Here is a 15,591-nt window from a genome sequence, read left to right on the forward strand (position 1 = left end):
AAGCGTGATCGGCTAGCCAGAGCGGTTCTTGAGAAAATCCCGACCGTCGGTAGAACAATTTTTTGCGTTATTTTCCTGTCACAAAAACGTCACCCCCGCTTGCAATGATGCCGCTCAAGTGAATCTGTAAAACATGTGACAGGCGCCTCCCCTTGCGAGTCCTCATGAACCACAGCATCGATCAAAGCCATCGCGACACGGATCTGTTCGGCCTGCTTTACGGTTTCAGCTTTCGCCCCGGTGAGGCCGGTCGGGAAATCAATTCCGCCGAGGCCTTGCAGTACCTGCAACAACCGGAGAGCAATGAGCAATTTCTCTGGCTGCACCTGAACCTGGCCCACGCCGCGTGCGAGCGCTGGATGAAAAGCCATCTGGAATTGCCCGAGGAGTTTTTCGAAGCGCTGCACGAAGGCTCGCGCTCGACGCGTATCGAACATGTCGACTCCGCGTTACTGGCGGTGGTCAACGATGTGGTGTTCAACCTCAGCAACATGGTCTCCTCGGATGTCTCGACCCTGTGGGTGTGCGCCCGCAGCCAATTGATCATCAGCGCCCGCCTGCAACCGCTGCACTCGGTGGACAAATTGCGCTCGTCGGTGAAGGCCCGGGAATGCTTTCGTTCCCCGCTGGAGTTGCTGGTGCATCTGCTGCGCGACCAGGGTGAAGTGCTGACCCAGATCGTGCGCAAGACCAGCCAGAGCGTGGATCAGATCGAAGATGAATTGCTGTCCTCGCGGCTGTCGACCAACCGCGCCGAACTGGGCGCCAATCGCCGGGTGCTGGTGCGATTGCAACGGCTGCTGGCGCTGGAACCGGGCTCATTGCTGCGCCTGCTCAACCGGCCGCCGCAATGGCTGCAAAAGGAAGACGTGAAGGAGTTGCGCAAATCCACCGAGGAGTTCGCGCTGATCATCAACGACCTCACGGCGCTGGGTGAGCGGATCAAGCTGTTGCAGGAGGAGATCGCCGCCAACATCAACGAACAGACCAACCGCACCCTATTCACCCTGACGGTGGTGACGGTGCTGGCGCTACCGATCAACATCATTGCCGGTTTCTTCGGTATGAACGTCGGCGGCATTCCGCTGGCCGATGATCCGCAGGGTTTCTGGGTCTTGGTGGCGCTGGTGGCGACCTTTACCGTGATCGCCGGGCGCTGGGCGTTTCGCAAGCAGCGGGATTACTGACGCCTGCTAACTCTCTCGCCACAAAAACGGTACTTAGCAAACTTCGCGAGTCACCAGCATCCGCTCCCGAACCACGTCATATGCCCAGTGGTAGACGTAGGTGTACGGCAGGAAGAACAGCAACACACCGATATCCAGCAGGAACGCTTGCCACAGACTGACATTCAGCCACCAGGCGATCAGCGGTACGCCCAGGGCCACCAGTCCGCCTTCGAACAACAGCGCATGCACCACGCGGACCCAGGCGTTGTGTGCGATGGCCAGGCGCTTGAGCAGCCGATCGAACAGACCGTTGAAGACCACGTTCCAGGCCAGGGCCAGGCCGGCGATGAGGACGGTGACCATGCCCATTTCCAGCATCGGTTTTTTCATGATCCAGGCCAGCAACGGGGTACAGATCAGGATGGCCAGCAGTTCGAAGCCAATGGCTTGGAAAATACGTTCAGTTATGGATTTGTTGGCGCTCATGGCCGAACTCCCTTGAGTGACGGTGTGGTTGCCATGATCCGTCACCACACCGATACTTCATAACCAATAACCATCGATCAAGGCGATAGTTCATGGCCTCTCACGAAGTGTTGCTGGCGTTTGTCGAAGCCGCGACCCAAGGCTCGTTTTCCGCCGCGGCGCGCAAGCTGGGCCGCAGTCAGTCGACCATCAGCGCGGCGGTGGCCAGCCTGGAAATCGACCTCAACCTGATCCTGTTCGACCGCAGCAGCCGCAAGCCCGGGCTGACCCCGGCCGGGCACGTCATGCTGCAACGGGCCGAAGACATCCTGGCCGCCACCAGTCGCCTGGAAATCGCCGCCAGCCAACTGTCCCAAGGGGTGGAAGCGAAGCTGACGGTGGCGCTGTCCGATACCTATCAGTCGGATCGCTTCGAAGCCGCCCTCAGTGCCTTCGAGCAGCGTTACCCGGACCTGGAGCTCGAGTGCCTGATCGCCGAATGCGATGACCTGATGTCCCTGGTGCAAAGCGGCCGGGCGCAGATTGCCTTCGCCGAAATGCAGGACAGCTACCCGCCGGACCTGGTCAGCTCGACGGTGGACGAGCGCACGGAATTCGCCTTGTTCGTGTCCCCGGCACATCCATTGGCAACGCTGGACCACGTCGACCGGGACGTACTGCAGCAGCACCGCGAGCTGCGCCTGGCCACCATCATCAATCCCTATGACAGTCGGGCGAAGGGCCGCGTCTGGTCGGCGCCGAGTTATCTGATGCTGCTGGAAATGGCCCAGGGCGGATTCGGCTGGGCGCCGTTGCCCCGCTGGCTGGTTGAGCGGTTCGGGCCCGGCACGTTGCAGGAACTGGTGGTGCGCGGCTGGCCGAAAACGGTGTCGGTGGATGCGTTGTGGTCGCGCTTGAATCCGCCGGGGCCGGCGGGGAGCTGGTTGTTGGGCAAGATGCTGGAGTGAAGGTCCTTCGGCCCTTATCGCGAGCAAGCTCGCTCCTACAATTTGAAATGCATTCCCCTGTAGGAGCGAGCCTGCTCGCGATGAGGCCAGCCAGTATCACATCAATCCAGTGCCCTGAGCCGCTCTTCAATAAACCGCCGCTCCGGCTCTTGCCGGGTCAACGCCAGCGCCCGCTCCCAAGCCGCCCGCGCCTCTTGCTTGCGGCCCAGTTGCCGACAAAACTCCGCCCGCGCCGAATGCGCCAGGTGGTAGTCGAGCAGCTCTCCCCGCTGCAGAATGGCGTCGACCAGCGTCAGCCCCGCCAGTGGACCATCGCGTTGCGAAATCGCCGCCGCCCGATTCAATTCGATCACCGGCGATGGCACCGCCCGCAGCAGGACGTCATACAGACCGACAATCTGCGGCCAATCGGTTTCCCCCGCTGTCGGGGCTTCGGCATGCACCGCCGCGATCGCCGCTTGCAGGCAATAGGGTCCGAATCGTCCCATGGTCAGCGCCTGTTCGACCAGCGTGCAGCCTTCGCGGATCAACCCGGCATCCCACAGCGAACGGTCCTGCTCATCCAGCACGATCAACTCGCCACTCGCCGAAGTCCTGGCCGGGCGGCGCGACTCGTGCAGCAGCATCAATGCCAGCAAGCCCATTACCTCCGGCTCCGGCAGCAGTTCCACCAGCAACCGGCCGAGGCGGATCGCTTCGCGGGTCAAATCCTCACGTATCAGTTCGGCCCCGATGGACGCCGAGTAGCCCTCGTTGAACACCAGGTAAATCACCCGCAATACGCTGTCCAGGCGCTCGGGCAACTCAGCGAGCGTCGGCACTTGATAAGGGATTTTCGCATCGCGGATCTTCGCCTTGGCGCGCACGATGCGCTGGGCGATGGTGGCCGGGGCCGAGAGAAAGGCCCGGGCGATTTCTTCCGTGGTCAGGTCGCAGACCTCCCGCAGCGTCAACGGCACTTGCGCGTCGGCCGCCAGGGCCGGGTGGCAGCAAGTGAAGATCAGCCGCAGGCGATCGTCTTCCACGTCTTCATCACTCCAGTCGGCCTGTTCCAGCGCCTCCAGTTGCGCGATCAACAAGGGTTGCGACGCGGTAAAACGTGCCCGCCGACGCAAGGCATCGATAGCCTTGAAGCGCCCGGTGGACACCAGCCAGGCCCGCGGATTGTCCGGCACGCCGTCGCGCTGCCAGCGTTCGACCGCGATGAAAAACGCCTCGTGCAAGGCCTCTTCGGCGAGGTCGAAATCCCCTAGCAAACGAATCAGGGTCGCCAGAATGCGCCGCGACTCTTCGCGATAGACCCGCTCGACCTGCGCCTGAACCGGCAGCCCCGGCATCTTAAGGATTCAACTGTCGAACGGGGCGCACTTCGACACTGCCGACCCGGGCCGCCGGAATGTTCCCGGCGACCTGGATGGCTTCGTTGAGGTCCCTGGCATCGATCAGGTAGAAGCCGGCCAACTGCTCCTTGGTTTCGGCGAACGGGCCGTCGGTGATCGACATCTTGCCGTTGCGCATGCGTACCGTGGTGGCGGTCTGCACCGATTGCAGGGCCTCGGCGGCGACCATCCGGCCACTGCCCTGGATCGACTCGGCATAGGCCATGCATTCTTCGTCCTTCGGGCTTTCCGGCAGCGAATGCAGCAACTGCTCATCGCTGTAGACCAGGCATAAATACTTCATCACGCTCTCCTTATCGAACGATCAACGATGGTCGCTGATTGGCATTCTGGCTCGGCTTCCCGACGATCAGGGTTTGAGATCGAACAGCGTTGCACCGCTGGTCATGTCGAACGGTGCCGACCAATGTTCGTGGACAATCTGCCACAGCCCGGCTTCTTGCCGATAGCAGGCGGTGACGCGCATCCAGCAGGACTGGGTTTCGCCCTTGTCGTTGGTGCCACCGCAATTTGCCAGCCAGTGAGCGAATGCAATTTCCTGGGACGGCTCGATGGTGATTTCTTGGAATTCGAAGATGTGCGGGCCGGGGCACATTTCCATGCAGGCCTGCCAATGTGCGCGATACGCCGGCTTGCCTTTGAATTGCAGGGCCTTGACCGCGTCGAAGGAGACGATGTCATCGGCATAAAGGGCCATGACTTTTTCAATGTCCTTGGCCATGACCGCCTGACGATAGTTCTCGATGAGGTTCTGGATCTGGGTTTGCGAGTTCATGGTGGTTCTCCGTGGTTTTTATAGTGAAGACACCCTTAGTCGTCCGGCGATCCGGCAAATCGACAGGTGAAATAAAAATAATCCAAACGGCCAGACTCGCTAGAATCCAAGACTCATTTTCAGTTGGAAAAAGGACACTCCAGTGACAGCCCGACTCGTGCCTTATGAAAGCCTGAATGCGCTGCAGCGCCAACAGATCGAGGCCATTGAAGTGCATTCGGAACAGATCAGGTTCTGCGGTGATATCCACGGCGCCTTGCACACACTGCTGTCCAAGCCCGGGCCTGGCGTCAAAGGCTTCGCCCTGCTGGCCGAGAATGTGCCCGTCGCGTTCCTGTTGCTCAAGCGCCCGCCGGTGTTGCCGGCATGGGCCGATGAACACAGCGCTACGCTGCATGCGCTACAGGTCGATCAACGCGCCCAAGGCAAGGGCTACGGCAAGGCCTGCCTGCAAGCGCTGCCCGAGGCGGCGCGCCTGGCCTGGCCGGAAATCCGGGGGCTGGAACTGTCGGTGGATGCCGACAACGAAGCCGCCATCGCCCTGTACGCCAGGTTTGGCTTTGTCGACAGCGGCGAGGCGTACAAGGGCCGGATCGGTTATGAGCGGCGGATGGGGTTGGTGTTTTGACTGCGCGTTAGTTTTTTGCAGACATTACTGACACAACACCGCCCCCCTGTAGGAGCGAGCCTGCTCGCGATGGAGTGTCAGTCGACACCACTTATGCTGACACACCTTCGCGAGCAGGCTCGCTCCTACAGGGAATCTACGTCGGATCAGAGTTCAAGCACCATCTCATGCCACGCCATGCCGCCATGGTCGGACGCCGACGGTTTGATGTAGGCAAAGCCAAAACCGGCATACAACGGAATATGCCGCTCCTTGCACATCAGATTGATGCTGGCTTTGTTCATCCCACGCATGCGTTCGATGAACTCGCCCATCAGGCGCTTGGCCAGGTCCTGCCCCTGATAATCCGGATGCACCACCACCGACATGATCACCACGTGGGGCCCGGCCGGGTCGTGGCCGATCAGTTCCTTGAACGCCTCGTCCGACATTTCCACCTGAAACGCCGCACCGGAATTGATGAATCCGGCGACGACCCCGTCCACTTGCGCGACGATAAACCCCTCGGGCCAGGTGGCGATGCGGGTGGCGATCTTCTCGCGGGTCGCGGCCTCGTCACCTTCATAGGCAAGGGTTTCGATGGCAAAGCAGCGGTCCAGATCGGCGGGAGTGACGTTGCGGATGACGGTGTTCATGGCAGCTCGGAATCGGCGTGGGAAAGGCCGGGGATCATAAATCAGCCGCCGTGGGACATCGAGAGACGAATCGGCTGATCCGCCTCTCGATGCAGGTGTCACGCCTTGATCGGCAGCCAGATTTCCAGCTTGCCGGTGTTGAGCCTGGGATTGAAGTCTTCGCTGTAGCGCTCGAATTCCGGGGCGTCCAGCAATTCACGCCCGGACTGCGGCAGCCACGTGCCATGGATGTATTGGAAGGTTTGCGGCAATGTGGCCAGCGGCCCTTGATGTTCGAACACGACGTACTGCTGGGGCTGAATCTCTACCCAACGATACGTGTCCGGCAAATCGTCGAGCTTGCTGATCTCGACGCCCGCGATGTAATCGAAGCCCCCCTTGCCGTCGAAATTGCAGCAGACACCGTAGGTGACTTCGCCTTTTTGGCCCGGAATTTGGCCCAGATGCGGGTTGAATCTCTCCCAGAGATCGGAAATGCCTTGGGTGGTTTGCTGGGTAAATTGTCCGCCCAGCCCTGCAATCAGCAGGAAGTGCCCGTGTTCGAAGCGCGGTTGCGTCGGTTCGACGCGTGCTAACTCATCCATGACTCGACTCCTGACGCATAAAAATGGGTTCGGCTGGGAGTATAGAAGCCAAACCCGATTCGCCCAATTACAGTGCGTGCAACTGCTCGACGGCAGCGGCGCCAACGAACTCGTTGTACCCCGATAGAATCACGTAGACCGCGAAATAGCAGAAGATCGCCGCCGATGCCATGTAGGAATAACGCAGCAGCTTGTCCCCCAGCAACTTGCCGCCATGGCTCGCGGCGAAGCACAGGCCTGCCGACCAGAGCAGCCCGGCACAGAGGAAACCACCGAGAAACAGCGCCGAACTGAGCGGGCCACCGCCACCGGAACGGGCGATCAGGGTGCCGCCCACCGCGGCGAACCAGAGGATCGCGCTGGGTGAAGACATGGCCAGGAAAATCCCGCGGAAAAACTCCTTGCGGTGGGAGTTGTTCCCGACCTCCGCCGTCTCCGCCAGCAGCGCCTCGTGGTGAATCGCCGAATAGATCATCTTCGCCGCGAAGTACACCAGCAGCGCCGAACCACCGATCCACAACACCCAGCGCACGGTTTCGTATTGCAGCAACACGGTCATGCCAGCCAGCGCCAGTACCGCATAGATCAGGTCGCCGACACAGGTCCCCAGCCCCAGCGCAAAGCCCTGGAAATAGCCGCGTTGCATGGCCAGGGTGATCATCGCGATGTTGGCCACGCCGATATCCAGGCACAGCGAGAGGCTCAGCAAGAAGCCGCTGGTAAATTCCATCGAACCCTATCCTTCGGAAAAAATTGTTTACATGGAGGCTGGACAGTCTGCCACAGCTGCCCTTACATTCCGCCACAGGTCACCGCTGACCTGCGTCGCTCGGACGGTTCCGGGCGCTTACGTTATCCGAGGCAACAATGGCCGAACAAGGTTCGCCGCGCCGCTTTGCGCGCATAGATCGACTCCCCCCTTACGTTTTCAACATCACTGCCGAGCTGAAGATGGCCGCCCGTCGTCGTGGCGAAGACATCATCGACTTGAGCATGGGCAACCCCGACGGCGCCACGCCGCCGCACATCGTCGAAAAACTCGTGCAGGTCGCTCAGCGCGAAGACACTCACGGCTACTCCACGTCCAAGGGCATTCCGCGCCTGCGCCGGGCGATTTCCAACTGGTACAAGGATCGCTACGAGGTCGACATCGACCCGGAAAGCGAAGCCATTGTCACCATCGGCTCCAAGGAAGGCCTGGCGCACTTGATGCTGGCCACCCTCGATCAGGGCGACACCGTGCTGGTGCCCAACCCGAGTTACCCGATTCACATCTACGGTGCCGTGATTGCCGGCGCCCAGGTGCGGTCGGTGCCGCTGGTGCCGGGCGTGGATTTCTTCGCTGAACTGGAGCGGGCGATTCGCGGCTCGATCCCGAAACCGAAGATGATGATCCTCGGCTTCCCGTCCAACCCTACCGCCCAGTGCGTGGAGCTGGATTTCTTCGAGCGCGTCATTGCCCTCGCCAAACAGTACGACGTGCTGGTGGTGCACGACCTGGCGTACGCCGACATCGTCTACGACGGCTGGAAAGCCCCGTCGATCATGCAAGTGCCGGGGGCCAAGGACATTGCAGTGGAGTTTTTCACCCTGTCCAAGAGCTACAACATGGCCGGCTGGCGCATTGGTTTCATGGTCGGCAACCCGGAACTGGTCAACGCCCTGGCGCGGATCAAGAGCTACCACGACTACGGCACCTTCACCCCGCTGCAAGTGGCGGCCATCGCTGCGCTTGAAGGCGACCAGCAATGCGTGCGCGACATCGCCGAACAGTATCGGCAGCGCCGCAACGTGCTGGTCAAGGGCCTGCATGAACTGGGCTGGATGGTGGAAAACCCGAAAGCCTCGATGTACGTCTGGGCCAAGATTCCCGAGGCTTATGCACACCTGGGTTCGCTGGAGTTCGCCAAGAAGCTGCTGGCCGAAGCCAAGGTGTGTGTCTCGCCGGGCGTCGGGTTTGGCGAATACGGCGATGATCACGTGCGCTTCGCCCTGATCGAAAACCAGGACCGGATTCGCCAGGCCGTGCGCGGGATTCGCGGGATGTTCCGCGCGGATGGGTTAGTCGCCAAAACCAACGCCTAACCCTGTAGGAGCGAGCCTGCTCGCGAAAAACGCAAGACCACCGCGGAAAATCAGATACCCCGCGTTATCGTTAACGACCATCGCGAGCAGGCTCGCTCCTACAGCACCCACAAAAAAACCGCATCACTGCGGTTTTTTTGTGTCTGTCGAATCGTTTAAACGAACAGCGACAACAACAGGATAAAGCCCAGGCCAACCACGGAGAGGATGGTTTCCATCGCGGTCCAGGTCTTGAAGGTTTCGGCCACGGTCATGTTGAAGTACTGCTTGACCAGCCAGAAACCGGCGTCGTTGACGTGGGACAGGATCAGTGAGCCCGCACCGGTGGCCAGCACCAGCAGCTCACGGTTCACACCCGGGATCATCCCCACTACCGGCACCACGATGCCGGCACCCGTGATGGTCGCCACGGTCGCCGAACCGGTCGCGATACGGATCACCGCCGCCACCAGCCAGGCCAGCAGGATCGGCGAGATCTGTGCAGCCACCGCCATGTGACCGATCACATCACCTACACCGCTGGTCACCAGCATCTGCTTGAAGCCACCACCGGCACCGATGATCAGGATGATCGCGGCGGTCGGCGCGAGGCTCGCATCCAGCCATTTGAGCATCTGTTGCGAACCGATGCCCTGCTTGTAGCCGAAGGTGTACAGCGACAGCAGCAACGCCAGCAGGAGAGCCGAGATCGGGTGACCGATCAGGTCCATGAAAGTGCGGAAGAAGTTGCCGTCCGGCAGCACCACATCGGCAAAGGTCTTGAGCAACATCAGGAACACGGGTGACAGCACAGTGATCAGGGTAATGCCGAAGCTCGGCAGATCGCCGGCATTCTCATCGCGCACCAGTTGATCCACCAGTTCCTGATTCGGATGACCGGGAATGTGCTTGGCAATGAACGTACCGAAGATCGGGCCAGCGATGATGGCGGTTGGCAACGCAACGATCAGACCATAAAGAATGGTCTTGCCGATGTCGGCACCGAACACGCCGATGGCCAGCAACGGACCCGGGTGCGGCGGCACCAGGCCGTGTACGGCGGACAGACCGGCCAGCAATGGGATACCGATCTTGATGATCGACACGCCGGTGCGGCGGGCCACGATGAACACCAATGGAATCAGCAACACGAAGCCGATTTCGAAGAACAGCGGAATGCCAACCAGGAACGCGGCGAACATCATCGCCCACTGCACCTTGTCCTTGCCGAAGGCGCGGATCAACGTCTGCGCGATCTGATCCGCACCGCCTGATTCGGCCATCATTTTGCCGAGCATGGTGCCCAGCGCCAGGATGATGCCGACAAAGCCAAGCACACCACCAAAGCCGTCCTGGAACGCCTTGATGATGGTGCCGATCGGCATGCCGGAGGTCAGCCCGAGGAAGGCTGCGGCGATGATCAGGGCGATGAAGGGGTGAAATTTGAACTTGGTGATCAGGACGATAAGCCCGATCACGGTGACCACTGCATCGAGCAGCAGGAACGTCTCGTGGGACATGCCAAACATTAGGGGTGTCTCCTGGTTGTTGTTGTTATTAAAGCGGGTTGATCAGAAATCGTGAGGACAGCGCTGTCTTTGGGAACACCGTCATACCGCCTGTTTCAGGCCGTGCGCCTGCCACCAGGCATGAGCCTGCGCCGCCAGTTGTTCGACGCTATGGGTCGAAGCATCCAGCGCCAGGGTCAACGGCTCGCCGACGGGCGATTCGAGGGTGGCGAACTGGCTGTCGATCAGGGTCGACGGCATGAAGTGGCCTGGCCGATGGGACACACGGTCGGCGGCGACTTCGGGGGTCAATTCAAGGAACACGAAGCCCAGGCCCGGCAAGGCACTGCGCAGACGTTCGCGATAGATATGCTTGAGCGCCGAACAGGTCAGCACCGGGCGCTGGCCCATGGCATCGACACGGCGCAGTTCATCGCACAGGCTGTCGAGCCAGCCGGCACGGTCTTCATCGTTCAGGGGAATACCCGCGCTCATCTTTTCGATATTGGCGGCAGGGTGAAAAGAGTCGCCTTCAATGGCAGTGGCGCCGCTCAAATGGCACAGGGCCTCGCTGACGCACGTCTTGCCGCAACCGGCAACGCCCATGATGACCAGGGCGGTGATGGGATGATTCATGTAACACCTCAGCGCGCAGACAGCGCTACCTTTGCCAGTTATGACACTAGTTCAAAAGCAGAAGTTGCCGACGCCTTTCTTGTCATTTTATGGGTTGCAGCAGGTTAGGTCCCAACACCAAAAAGCAAGGATCAGGCGAACCCTCGCTCACGCATTTGCAGCTGCATCGAGACAGCGCTACCTTAGTGCCTTGAATTTTGTTTGGCAAGCCGTCGATGAACACAACCAAGAACGATAAAAATACTCGCACCACTGGCCGCCCTACCCTGAACGAAGTTGCCCGCCTGGCCGGCGTCAGCCCGATTACGGCCTCCCGCGCCTTGCGTGGCGTCAGCACCGTGGCCACCGAACTGGTGGAAAAGGTGCAGAAAGCGGCGCTGGAGCTCAACTATGTGGTCAACACTGCCGCCCGCGCCCTGGCCTCGGCCCAGAGCCAATCGGTGGTGGTGTTGGTGCCTTCACTATCCAATTTGCTGTTCATCGACACCCTGGAAGCCATTCATCGGGTTTTGCGCCCCAAGGGCTTCGAAGTGCTGATCGGCAACTTCCATTATTCGCGCGATGAAGAAGAAAACCTGCTGCGCAATTACATGGCCTATCAACCGCGCGGCTTGTTGTTGACGGGTTTCGACCGCACCGAAAGTTCACGGCGGATGATCGAAGCCAGCAACATTCCGTGCGTGTACATGATGGAGCTGGACAGCGCGGCCGGGCTCAATTGCGTCGGCTTTTCGCAACTGGCCGCCGGCGAAACGGCGGCCGAGCATTTGTTGTCTCGCGGTCGCAAACGCCTGGCCTACATCGGCGCGCAACTGGACCAGCGCACCTTGCTGCGCGGCGAAGGTTTCCGCAAAGCCCTGCAAAAGGCTGGCCTGTATGACCCGGACCTGGAAGTGCTGACGCCCCGCTCCTCCTCCGTCGGCCTCGGCGGCGAGTTGTTTCTGCAACTGCTGGCCAGTCATCCGGATGTCGACGCGATCTTCTTCGGCAACGACGACCTGGCCCAGGGCGCCCTGCTTGAAGCCATGCGCAACGGGATCAGGATCCCCGAACAGGTGGCGATCCTCGGCTTCAACGACCTGCCCATGTCCGAACACATGGTCCCGCGCCTGAGCAGCATCAATACCCCACGCGAAGCCATCGGCCGCCGCGCGGCGGAGCAGATGCTGACGCTGATGGCCGGCAACACCGTGGCCAAACCGGTGCAGGATATGGGGTTTGAGTTGAAGGTGCGGGAGAGTACATAGTTTGCGGTCGCAGCATGCCCAATGCCTACAATTGCACATACGCCATTCGCGATGGAGTTGCTCAAATGGAACACACCCTGAAGATTCTCGGCAAAGCCTCGTCCATCAACGTCAGAAAAGTCCTGTGGACCTGCGAAGAACTGGGCATAACCTACGAACGCGAGGACTGGGGCAGTGGTTTTGCGTCCACCCACAGCCCCGAGTTCCTGCGCTTCAATCCCAACGCGCAGGTGCCGGTGATCATCGATGAAGCCGGCGTGTTGTGGGAGTCCAATACCATCTGCCGCTATCTGGTCGGCAAACACCACCACCATCACACCGATCTGCTACCCACCGATCCGGCAGCACGTGCCCGGGTGGAACAGTGGATGGATTGGCAAGCCACCGAGCTCAATCCGTCCTGGAGATACCCGTTCATGGCACTGGTGCGCAAGGACCCGGAATTCCAGGACCCGCATAGCCTTGAAGTCGGCATCCGCGCCTGGAACCAGAAGATGGGCATCCTCGAGCATCAACTCGCAACCACCAAGGCCTATGTCGCCGGACCACAGTTTACTTTGGCCGACGTTGTCATCGGTTTGTCGGTCAATCGCTGGCTGATGACGCCAATCGACCGGCCTGACTACCCCGCCGTCGATGAGTATTTCAAACGCCTGGCGCAACACCCCGGTTTCCTGAAGCATTGTTGCAATGGCTTGCCTTGAGTGGCCGCAGATTGCCGCCGGCCACACAATGAAAAAGGGTCCCTCTACCGGGACCCTTTTTCATTTGCCGCGGTTTCTTGTAGGAGCGAGCCTGCTCGCGATGGACGCAAGAGCGCTGCGTTTAGTCAGAAAACACGCGTTATCGTTATCGACCATCGCGAGCAGGCTCGCTCCTACAGTTGCCCTGCTTAGTTCAGTTGCAACGTCGAATTGAACTGACTGATCGCATCCACCACATGCCGCGAACCCTGCTGGATTTCCAGAATCACCTCCCCTGCCTCGTTCGCCAATTCAACGCCAAGGCCGGTTCGACTCAGGCTCGATTGCATGCTCGACACCGCGCTCAACGACAAATCGTGGTTCTTGCGCACCACCTCGACAATCTCCAGCGTCGCCTGACTGGTGCGCGCCGCGAGGCTGCGCACTTCATCGGCCACCACCGCAAAGCCGCGCCCGTGCTCACCGGCGCGGGCCGCCTCGATCGCCGCGTTGAGCGCCAGCAGGTTGGTCTGATCGGCGATGCCGCGAATGGTCTGCACGATGGTGCCGATGATGTCGGACTGTTTGCTCACGGCATCGATGCTCAGCGCCGCTTCGTTCAGGTCCCGGGAAATGTCCTGGATGATCTGCACCGTCTGCTGCACCACCTCGGAACCCTTGCGCGCGCAGACGTCGTTTTGCACCGATGTGCTGTGGGCCGATTCTGCGGCGGTTTGCAGGGTGGTCATCTGGTGGGTGATATCGCTGGCGAACTTGACCACTTTGTACAACCGCCCCTTGGCGTCGAACAACGGGTTGTAAGACGCTTCCAGGAATACTGTCTGACCCTGCTTGTTCCTGCGCTCGAAACGATGGGAGTGATATTCGCCACGGTTGAGCGAAGCCCAGAAATTCCGGTAACCCTGGGACTCGGCTTCGGCACGGTGGCAAAACAGGCTGTGATGCTGCCCCACCACTTCGTTGAGCGAGTACTGCATGGTTTTCAGGAAGTTCTCGTTGGCGCTGATGACCTTGCCTTCGGGCGTGAATTCGATCACGGCCATTGAACGGCCGATCGCGGCGAGCCTGCTTTCGTTTTCGTGTTCCTTGTTGATCCGTGCGGTGATGTCCGTGGCCACCTTGATCACGCTTTTCACCTGCCGGTCGGGGCCCAGCACCGGCATATAACTGGCTTCGAGCCAGATCTCCCGGCCACTCTTGTGCAAGCATTGAAAGGTCCCGCTCAGCGGCTCGCCCCGCGCCAGGTCACGCCATAACTTGGTGTACTCGTCGCTGCGGTAATACTGCTCTTCACAAAAGACCCGGTGATGCTTGCCGCGCACTTCGTCGGCGCTGTAGCCCATGGCATTGCAAAAACTTTCATTGGCATCGATGACGATACCGTCCGGGGTGAACTCAATCATCGCCATCGAACGGCTGATCGCCGCCAACTTGGCATTAGCCTCAGTCAGCGCACAGCTGAAGCGTTCGATTTCCAGCAGGTCAGCCTTGTGATGTAGGTTGAACATTGTTGTATCACCTTCAGCGCGGTTTTTTGATTGATGAAAGTTGCAGGTCTTTCACATCCACCACTGCGTTCCACGGAACAGGCACACGCATCCCTCCAAGAAGAAGGACTAGTCAGGTGATAAATGATGATCAATCGGAGGGTCCTTACAGCGGCACGCTCATCAAGACATCCTTCTCTTGATAGCCCGCATGCGGGCCAGCCCTAACAGGTTCACAACAAATTCCATTTAGCGGACATCTCCCTGTCATCAAGTGTTGGTGCCTTCGATTGCGCACTCTTTCGCCAAGACATCGACCGCCCCATCACGACCGATATAGTTAGTTACACCTGATCATAGACAGGAACCTCGGGCTTGCAAGGCCACTAGTAGGCCATCATTGAGGACAAAATCGGTTCAGCGGTTTACCGGGGAGAGGGGTTTGCGTCCATCGAGCATGTCCAGCAGCGCCTGCACCGCCGCCGACGGTGGTTTGTTCGCCGTGACCACCAAGGCAAACTCGCGGTCGATCCGCGGCAGCACAGGCACCACGCGCAAACCCTGCCGATTACCTGGCAGCGTCATTTCCGGCACCAGGCTCACGCCGATGTTTTCCCGCACCAGGGTGAACGCACTGCTCCACTCGCGGACTTCGACGCGCACATCCTGCAGTTGCAGCCCCGCATCGGCTGCCAGGCTTCGCGCATTGGTCGAACATCCGCCCGTGGCCAGTACAAAGGGTTGCGCCACCAGCTCTTCGAGGGTGACGCCTTCGTCATGGGTGCGCCGCGCCAGCGGATGGCCCCCGGGCAACACCGCCATCCAGGCATCGCGTCCCAAAGGGCTGGCCTTGCGCCCAGGAGACGGATTGAGCACCACGCCGACATCCACCAGGCCCGCGCCGAGCAGGGTTTCCACTTCGTCATCGCTGACTTCCAGGGCGACCACCTCGATGCCGGGGTAAAGCCGGTTGAATTGGCGCAGCAACGGCGGCAGAAAAGTCGCCAGCACCATGGGGAAACTGGCCAGGCGAATCGTCCCGCGTTCAACGCCTTTGGCGGCCTCGACGGTGCTGCGAATGGCTTGCAGCGCGGCGAGCATGGTCCGCGCCTGCTCGATGACCGGCAGACCGATGGCGGTCGGCAACGTCTGGCGATTCTCTCGGCTGAACAACTGCACGCCCAGGGTTTCCTCGATCAAGGCCAAGGCCTGACTGGCGCCCGACTGGGTCATTCCGACCCGCTCGGCGGCGCGGGTGATGTTGCCGGTGTCCGCCACGGCCACCACCATTCGCCAGTGCATCAGGTTCATCATGGCAGTA

General features: G+C 60.3%; 17 protein-coding genes and 1 pseudogene. 6 read left to right on the forward strand and 12 right to left on the reverse strand.

Features of this window, described 5'->3' with window-relative positions:
* Nucleotides 1-164 precede the first annotated feature (164 nt).
* Nucleotides 165-1,187: a transporter gene (locus tag AC3ITA_RS22440; RefSeq protein ID WP_150674264.1), complete on the forward strand. Its 1,023-nt coding sequence runs from the start codon at nucleotides 165-167 to the stop codon at nucleotides 1,185-1,187.
* Nucleotides 1,188-1,220: 33 nt separating this feature from the next.
* Here the strand turns inward: AC3ITA_RS22440 and AC3ITA_RS22445 are convergent, their stop codons facing one another.
* On the reverse strand, nucleotides 1,221-1,655 hold the full coding sequence (locus tag AC3ITA_RS22445) for a multidrug/biocide efflux PACE transporter (RefSeq protein WP_095944537.1): 435 nt from the start codon (nucleotides 1,653-1,655) through the stop codon (nucleotides 1,221-1,223).
* Between the two features lie 92 nt (nucleotides 1,656-1,747).
* Here AC3ITA_RS22445 and AC3ITA_RS22450 point away from each other — a divergent pair, with 92 nt between their 5' ends.
* Nucleotides 1,748-2,602, forward strand: a complete 855-nt coding sequence (locus AC3ITA_RS22450; RefSeq protein WP_489278381.1) for a LysR family transcriptional regulator — start codon at nucleotides 1,748-1,750, stop codon at nucleotides 2,600-2,602.
* Between the two features lie 101 nt (nucleotides 2,603-2,703).
* On the opposite strand, the gene AC3ITA_RS22455 is transcribed toward AC3ITA_RS22450, so the two are convergent.
* The 3 genes from AC3ITA_RS22455 to AC3ITA_RS22465 all read right to left on the reverse strand — a co-directional run bounded on the left by AC3ITA_RS22455 (nucleotide 2,704) and on the right by AC3ITA_RS22465 (nucleotide 4,777).
* The gene (locus AC3ITA_RS22455) at nucleotides 2,704-3,939 is read right to left on the reverse strand and encodes an RNA polymerase sigma factor (protein WP_489278382.1); all 1,236 of its coding nucleotides are present in this window, start codon (nucleotides 3,937-3,939) and stop codon (nucleotides 2,704-2,706) included.
* 1 nt (nucleotide 3,940) lies between these two features.
* The gene (locus AC3ITA_RS22460; RefSeq protein WP_489278383.1) at nucleotides 3,941-4,285 is read right to left on the reverse strand and encodes a YciI family protein; all 345 of its coding nucleotides are present in this window, start codon (nucleotides 4,283-4,285) and stop codon (nucleotides 3,941-3,943) included.
* A gap of 66 nt (nucleotides 4,286-4,351) precedes the next feature.
* A complete protein-coding gene (locus AC3ITA_RS22465; RefSeq protein ID WP_489278384.1) occupies nucleotides 4,352-4,777 on the reverse strand; it encodes a YybH family protein in 426 nt (141 codons plus the stop codon).
* Between the two features lie 142 nt (nucleotides 4,778-4,919).
* Here AC3ITA_RS22465 and AC3ITA_RS22470 point away from each other — a divergent pair, with 142 nt between their 5' ends.
* Nucleotides 4,920-5,405, forward strand: a complete 486-nt coding sequence (locus tag AC3ITA_RS22470) for a GNAT family N-acetyltransferase (protein ID WP_150674267.1) — start codon at nucleotides 4,920-4,922, stop codon at nucleotides 5,403-5,405.
* A 146-nt stretch (nucleotides 5,406-5,551) separates the two neighbouring features.
* On the opposite strand, the gene AC3ITA_RS22475 is transcribed toward AC3ITA_RS22470, so the two are convergent.
* The 3 genes from AC3ITA_RS22475 to AC3ITA_RS22485 form a co-directional block, all read right to left on the reverse strand.
* Nucleotides 5,552-6,040 carry a GNAT family N-acetyltransferase gene (locus AC3ITA_RS22475; RefSeq protein ID WP_489278385.1) on the reverse strand — a complete coding sequence of 163 codons (489 nt, stop codon included), beginning with the start codon at nucleotides 6,038-6,040 and terminating at the stop codon, nucleotides 5,552-5,554.
* Between the two features lie 98 nt (nucleotides 6,041-6,138).
* Nucleotides 6,139-6,624 carry a GyrI-like domain-containing protein gene (locus AC3ITA_RS22480; protein ID WP_489278386.1) on the reverse strand — a complete coding sequence of 162 codons (486 nt, stop codon included), beginning with the start codon at nucleotides 6,622-6,624 and terminating at the stop codon, nucleotides 6,139-6,141.
* Between the two features lie 67 nt (nucleotides 6,625-6,691).
* The gene (locus AC3ITA_RS22485) at nucleotides 6,692-7,354 is read right to left on the reverse strand and encodes a LysE family translocator (protein ID WP_056725914.1); all 663 of its coding nucleotides are present in this window, start codon (nucleotides 7,352-7,354) and stop codon (nucleotides 6,692-6,694) included.
* A gap of 137 nt (nucleotides 7,355-7,491) precedes the next feature.
* Between AC3ITA_RS22485 and alaC the strand changes: the two genes are divergently transcribed.
* Nucleotides 7,492-8,709 (forward strand): alanine transaminase, encoded by a 1,218-nt coding sequence (gene alaC, locus AC3ITA_RS22490; RefSeq protein ID WP_150674268.1) that lies wholly within the window; start codon nucleotides 7,492-7,494, stop codon nucleotides 8,707-8,709.
* A gap of 155 nt (nucleotides 8,710-8,864) precedes the next feature.
* Here alaC and AC3ITA_RS22495 read toward each other — a convergent pair whose 3' ends face one another.
* Both AC3ITA_RS22495 and AC3ITA_RS22500 read right to left on the reverse strand, forming a co-directional pair.
* Nucleotides 8,865-10,217, reverse strand: a complete 1,353-nt coding sequence (locus tag AC3ITA_RS22495) for a GntP family permease (protein WP_095944529.1) — start codon at nucleotides 10,215-10,217, stop codon at nucleotides 8,865-8,867.
* An 81-nt stretch (nucleotides 10,218-10,298) separates the two neighbouring features.
* Complete coding sequence (locus AC3ITA_RS22500; RefSeq protein ID WP_095944528.1) at nucleotides 10,299-10,832, reverse strand: gluconokinase; 534 nt, start codon at nucleotides 10,830-10,832, stop codon at nucleotides 10,299-10,301.
* A gap of 215 nt (nucleotides 10,833-11,047) precedes the next feature.
* Between AC3ITA_RS22500 and gntR the strand changes: the two genes are divergently transcribed.
* Both gntR and AC3ITA_RS22510 read left to right on the forward strand, forming a co-directional pair.
* A complete protein-coding gene (gene gntR / locus AC3ITA_RS22505) occupies nucleotides 11,048-12,079 on the forward strand; it encodes an HTH-type transcriptional regulator GntR (RefSeq protein ID WP_095944527.1) in 1,032 nt (343 codons plus the stop codon).
* 65 nt (nucleotides 12,080-12,144) lie between these two features.
* A complete protein-coding gene (locus tag AC3ITA_RS22510) occupies nucleotides 12,145-12,783 on the forward strand; it encodes a glutathione S-transferase family protein (RefSeq protein ID WP_150674270.1) in 639 nt (212 codons plus the stop codon).
* 188 nt (nucleotides 12,784-12,971) lie between these two features.
* On the opposite strand, the gene AC3ITA_RS22515 is transcribed toward AC3ITA_RS22510, so the two are convergent.
* From AC3ITA_RS22515 to AC3ITA_RS22525, 3 genes and pseudogenes are all read right to left on the reverse strand, one after another.
* Nucleotides 12,972-13,511, reverse strand: a complete 540-nt coding sequence (locus tag AC3ITA_RS22515) for a methyl-accepting chemotaxis protein (protein ID WP_227698141.1) — start codon at nucleotides 13,509-13,511, stop codon at nucleotides 12,972-12,974.
* 6 nt (nucleotides 13,512-13,517) lie between these two features.
* Nucleotides 13,518-14,291 (reverse strand): annotated as a pseudogene (locus tag AC3ITA_RS22520) (PAS domain-containing protein); the annotation flags it as partial.
* Between the two features lie 396 nt (nucleotides 14,292-14,687).
* Nucleotides 14,688-15,584, reverse strand: a complete 897-nt coding sequence (locus AC3ITA_RS22525) for a LysR family transcriptional regulator (RefSeq protein ID WP_489278387.1) — start codon at nucleotides 15,582-15,584, stop codon at nucleotides 14,688-14,690.
* Nucleotides 15,585-15,591 lie beyond the last annotated feature (7 nt).

This window comes from Pseudomonas sp. GL_090, from assembly GCF_057837765.1.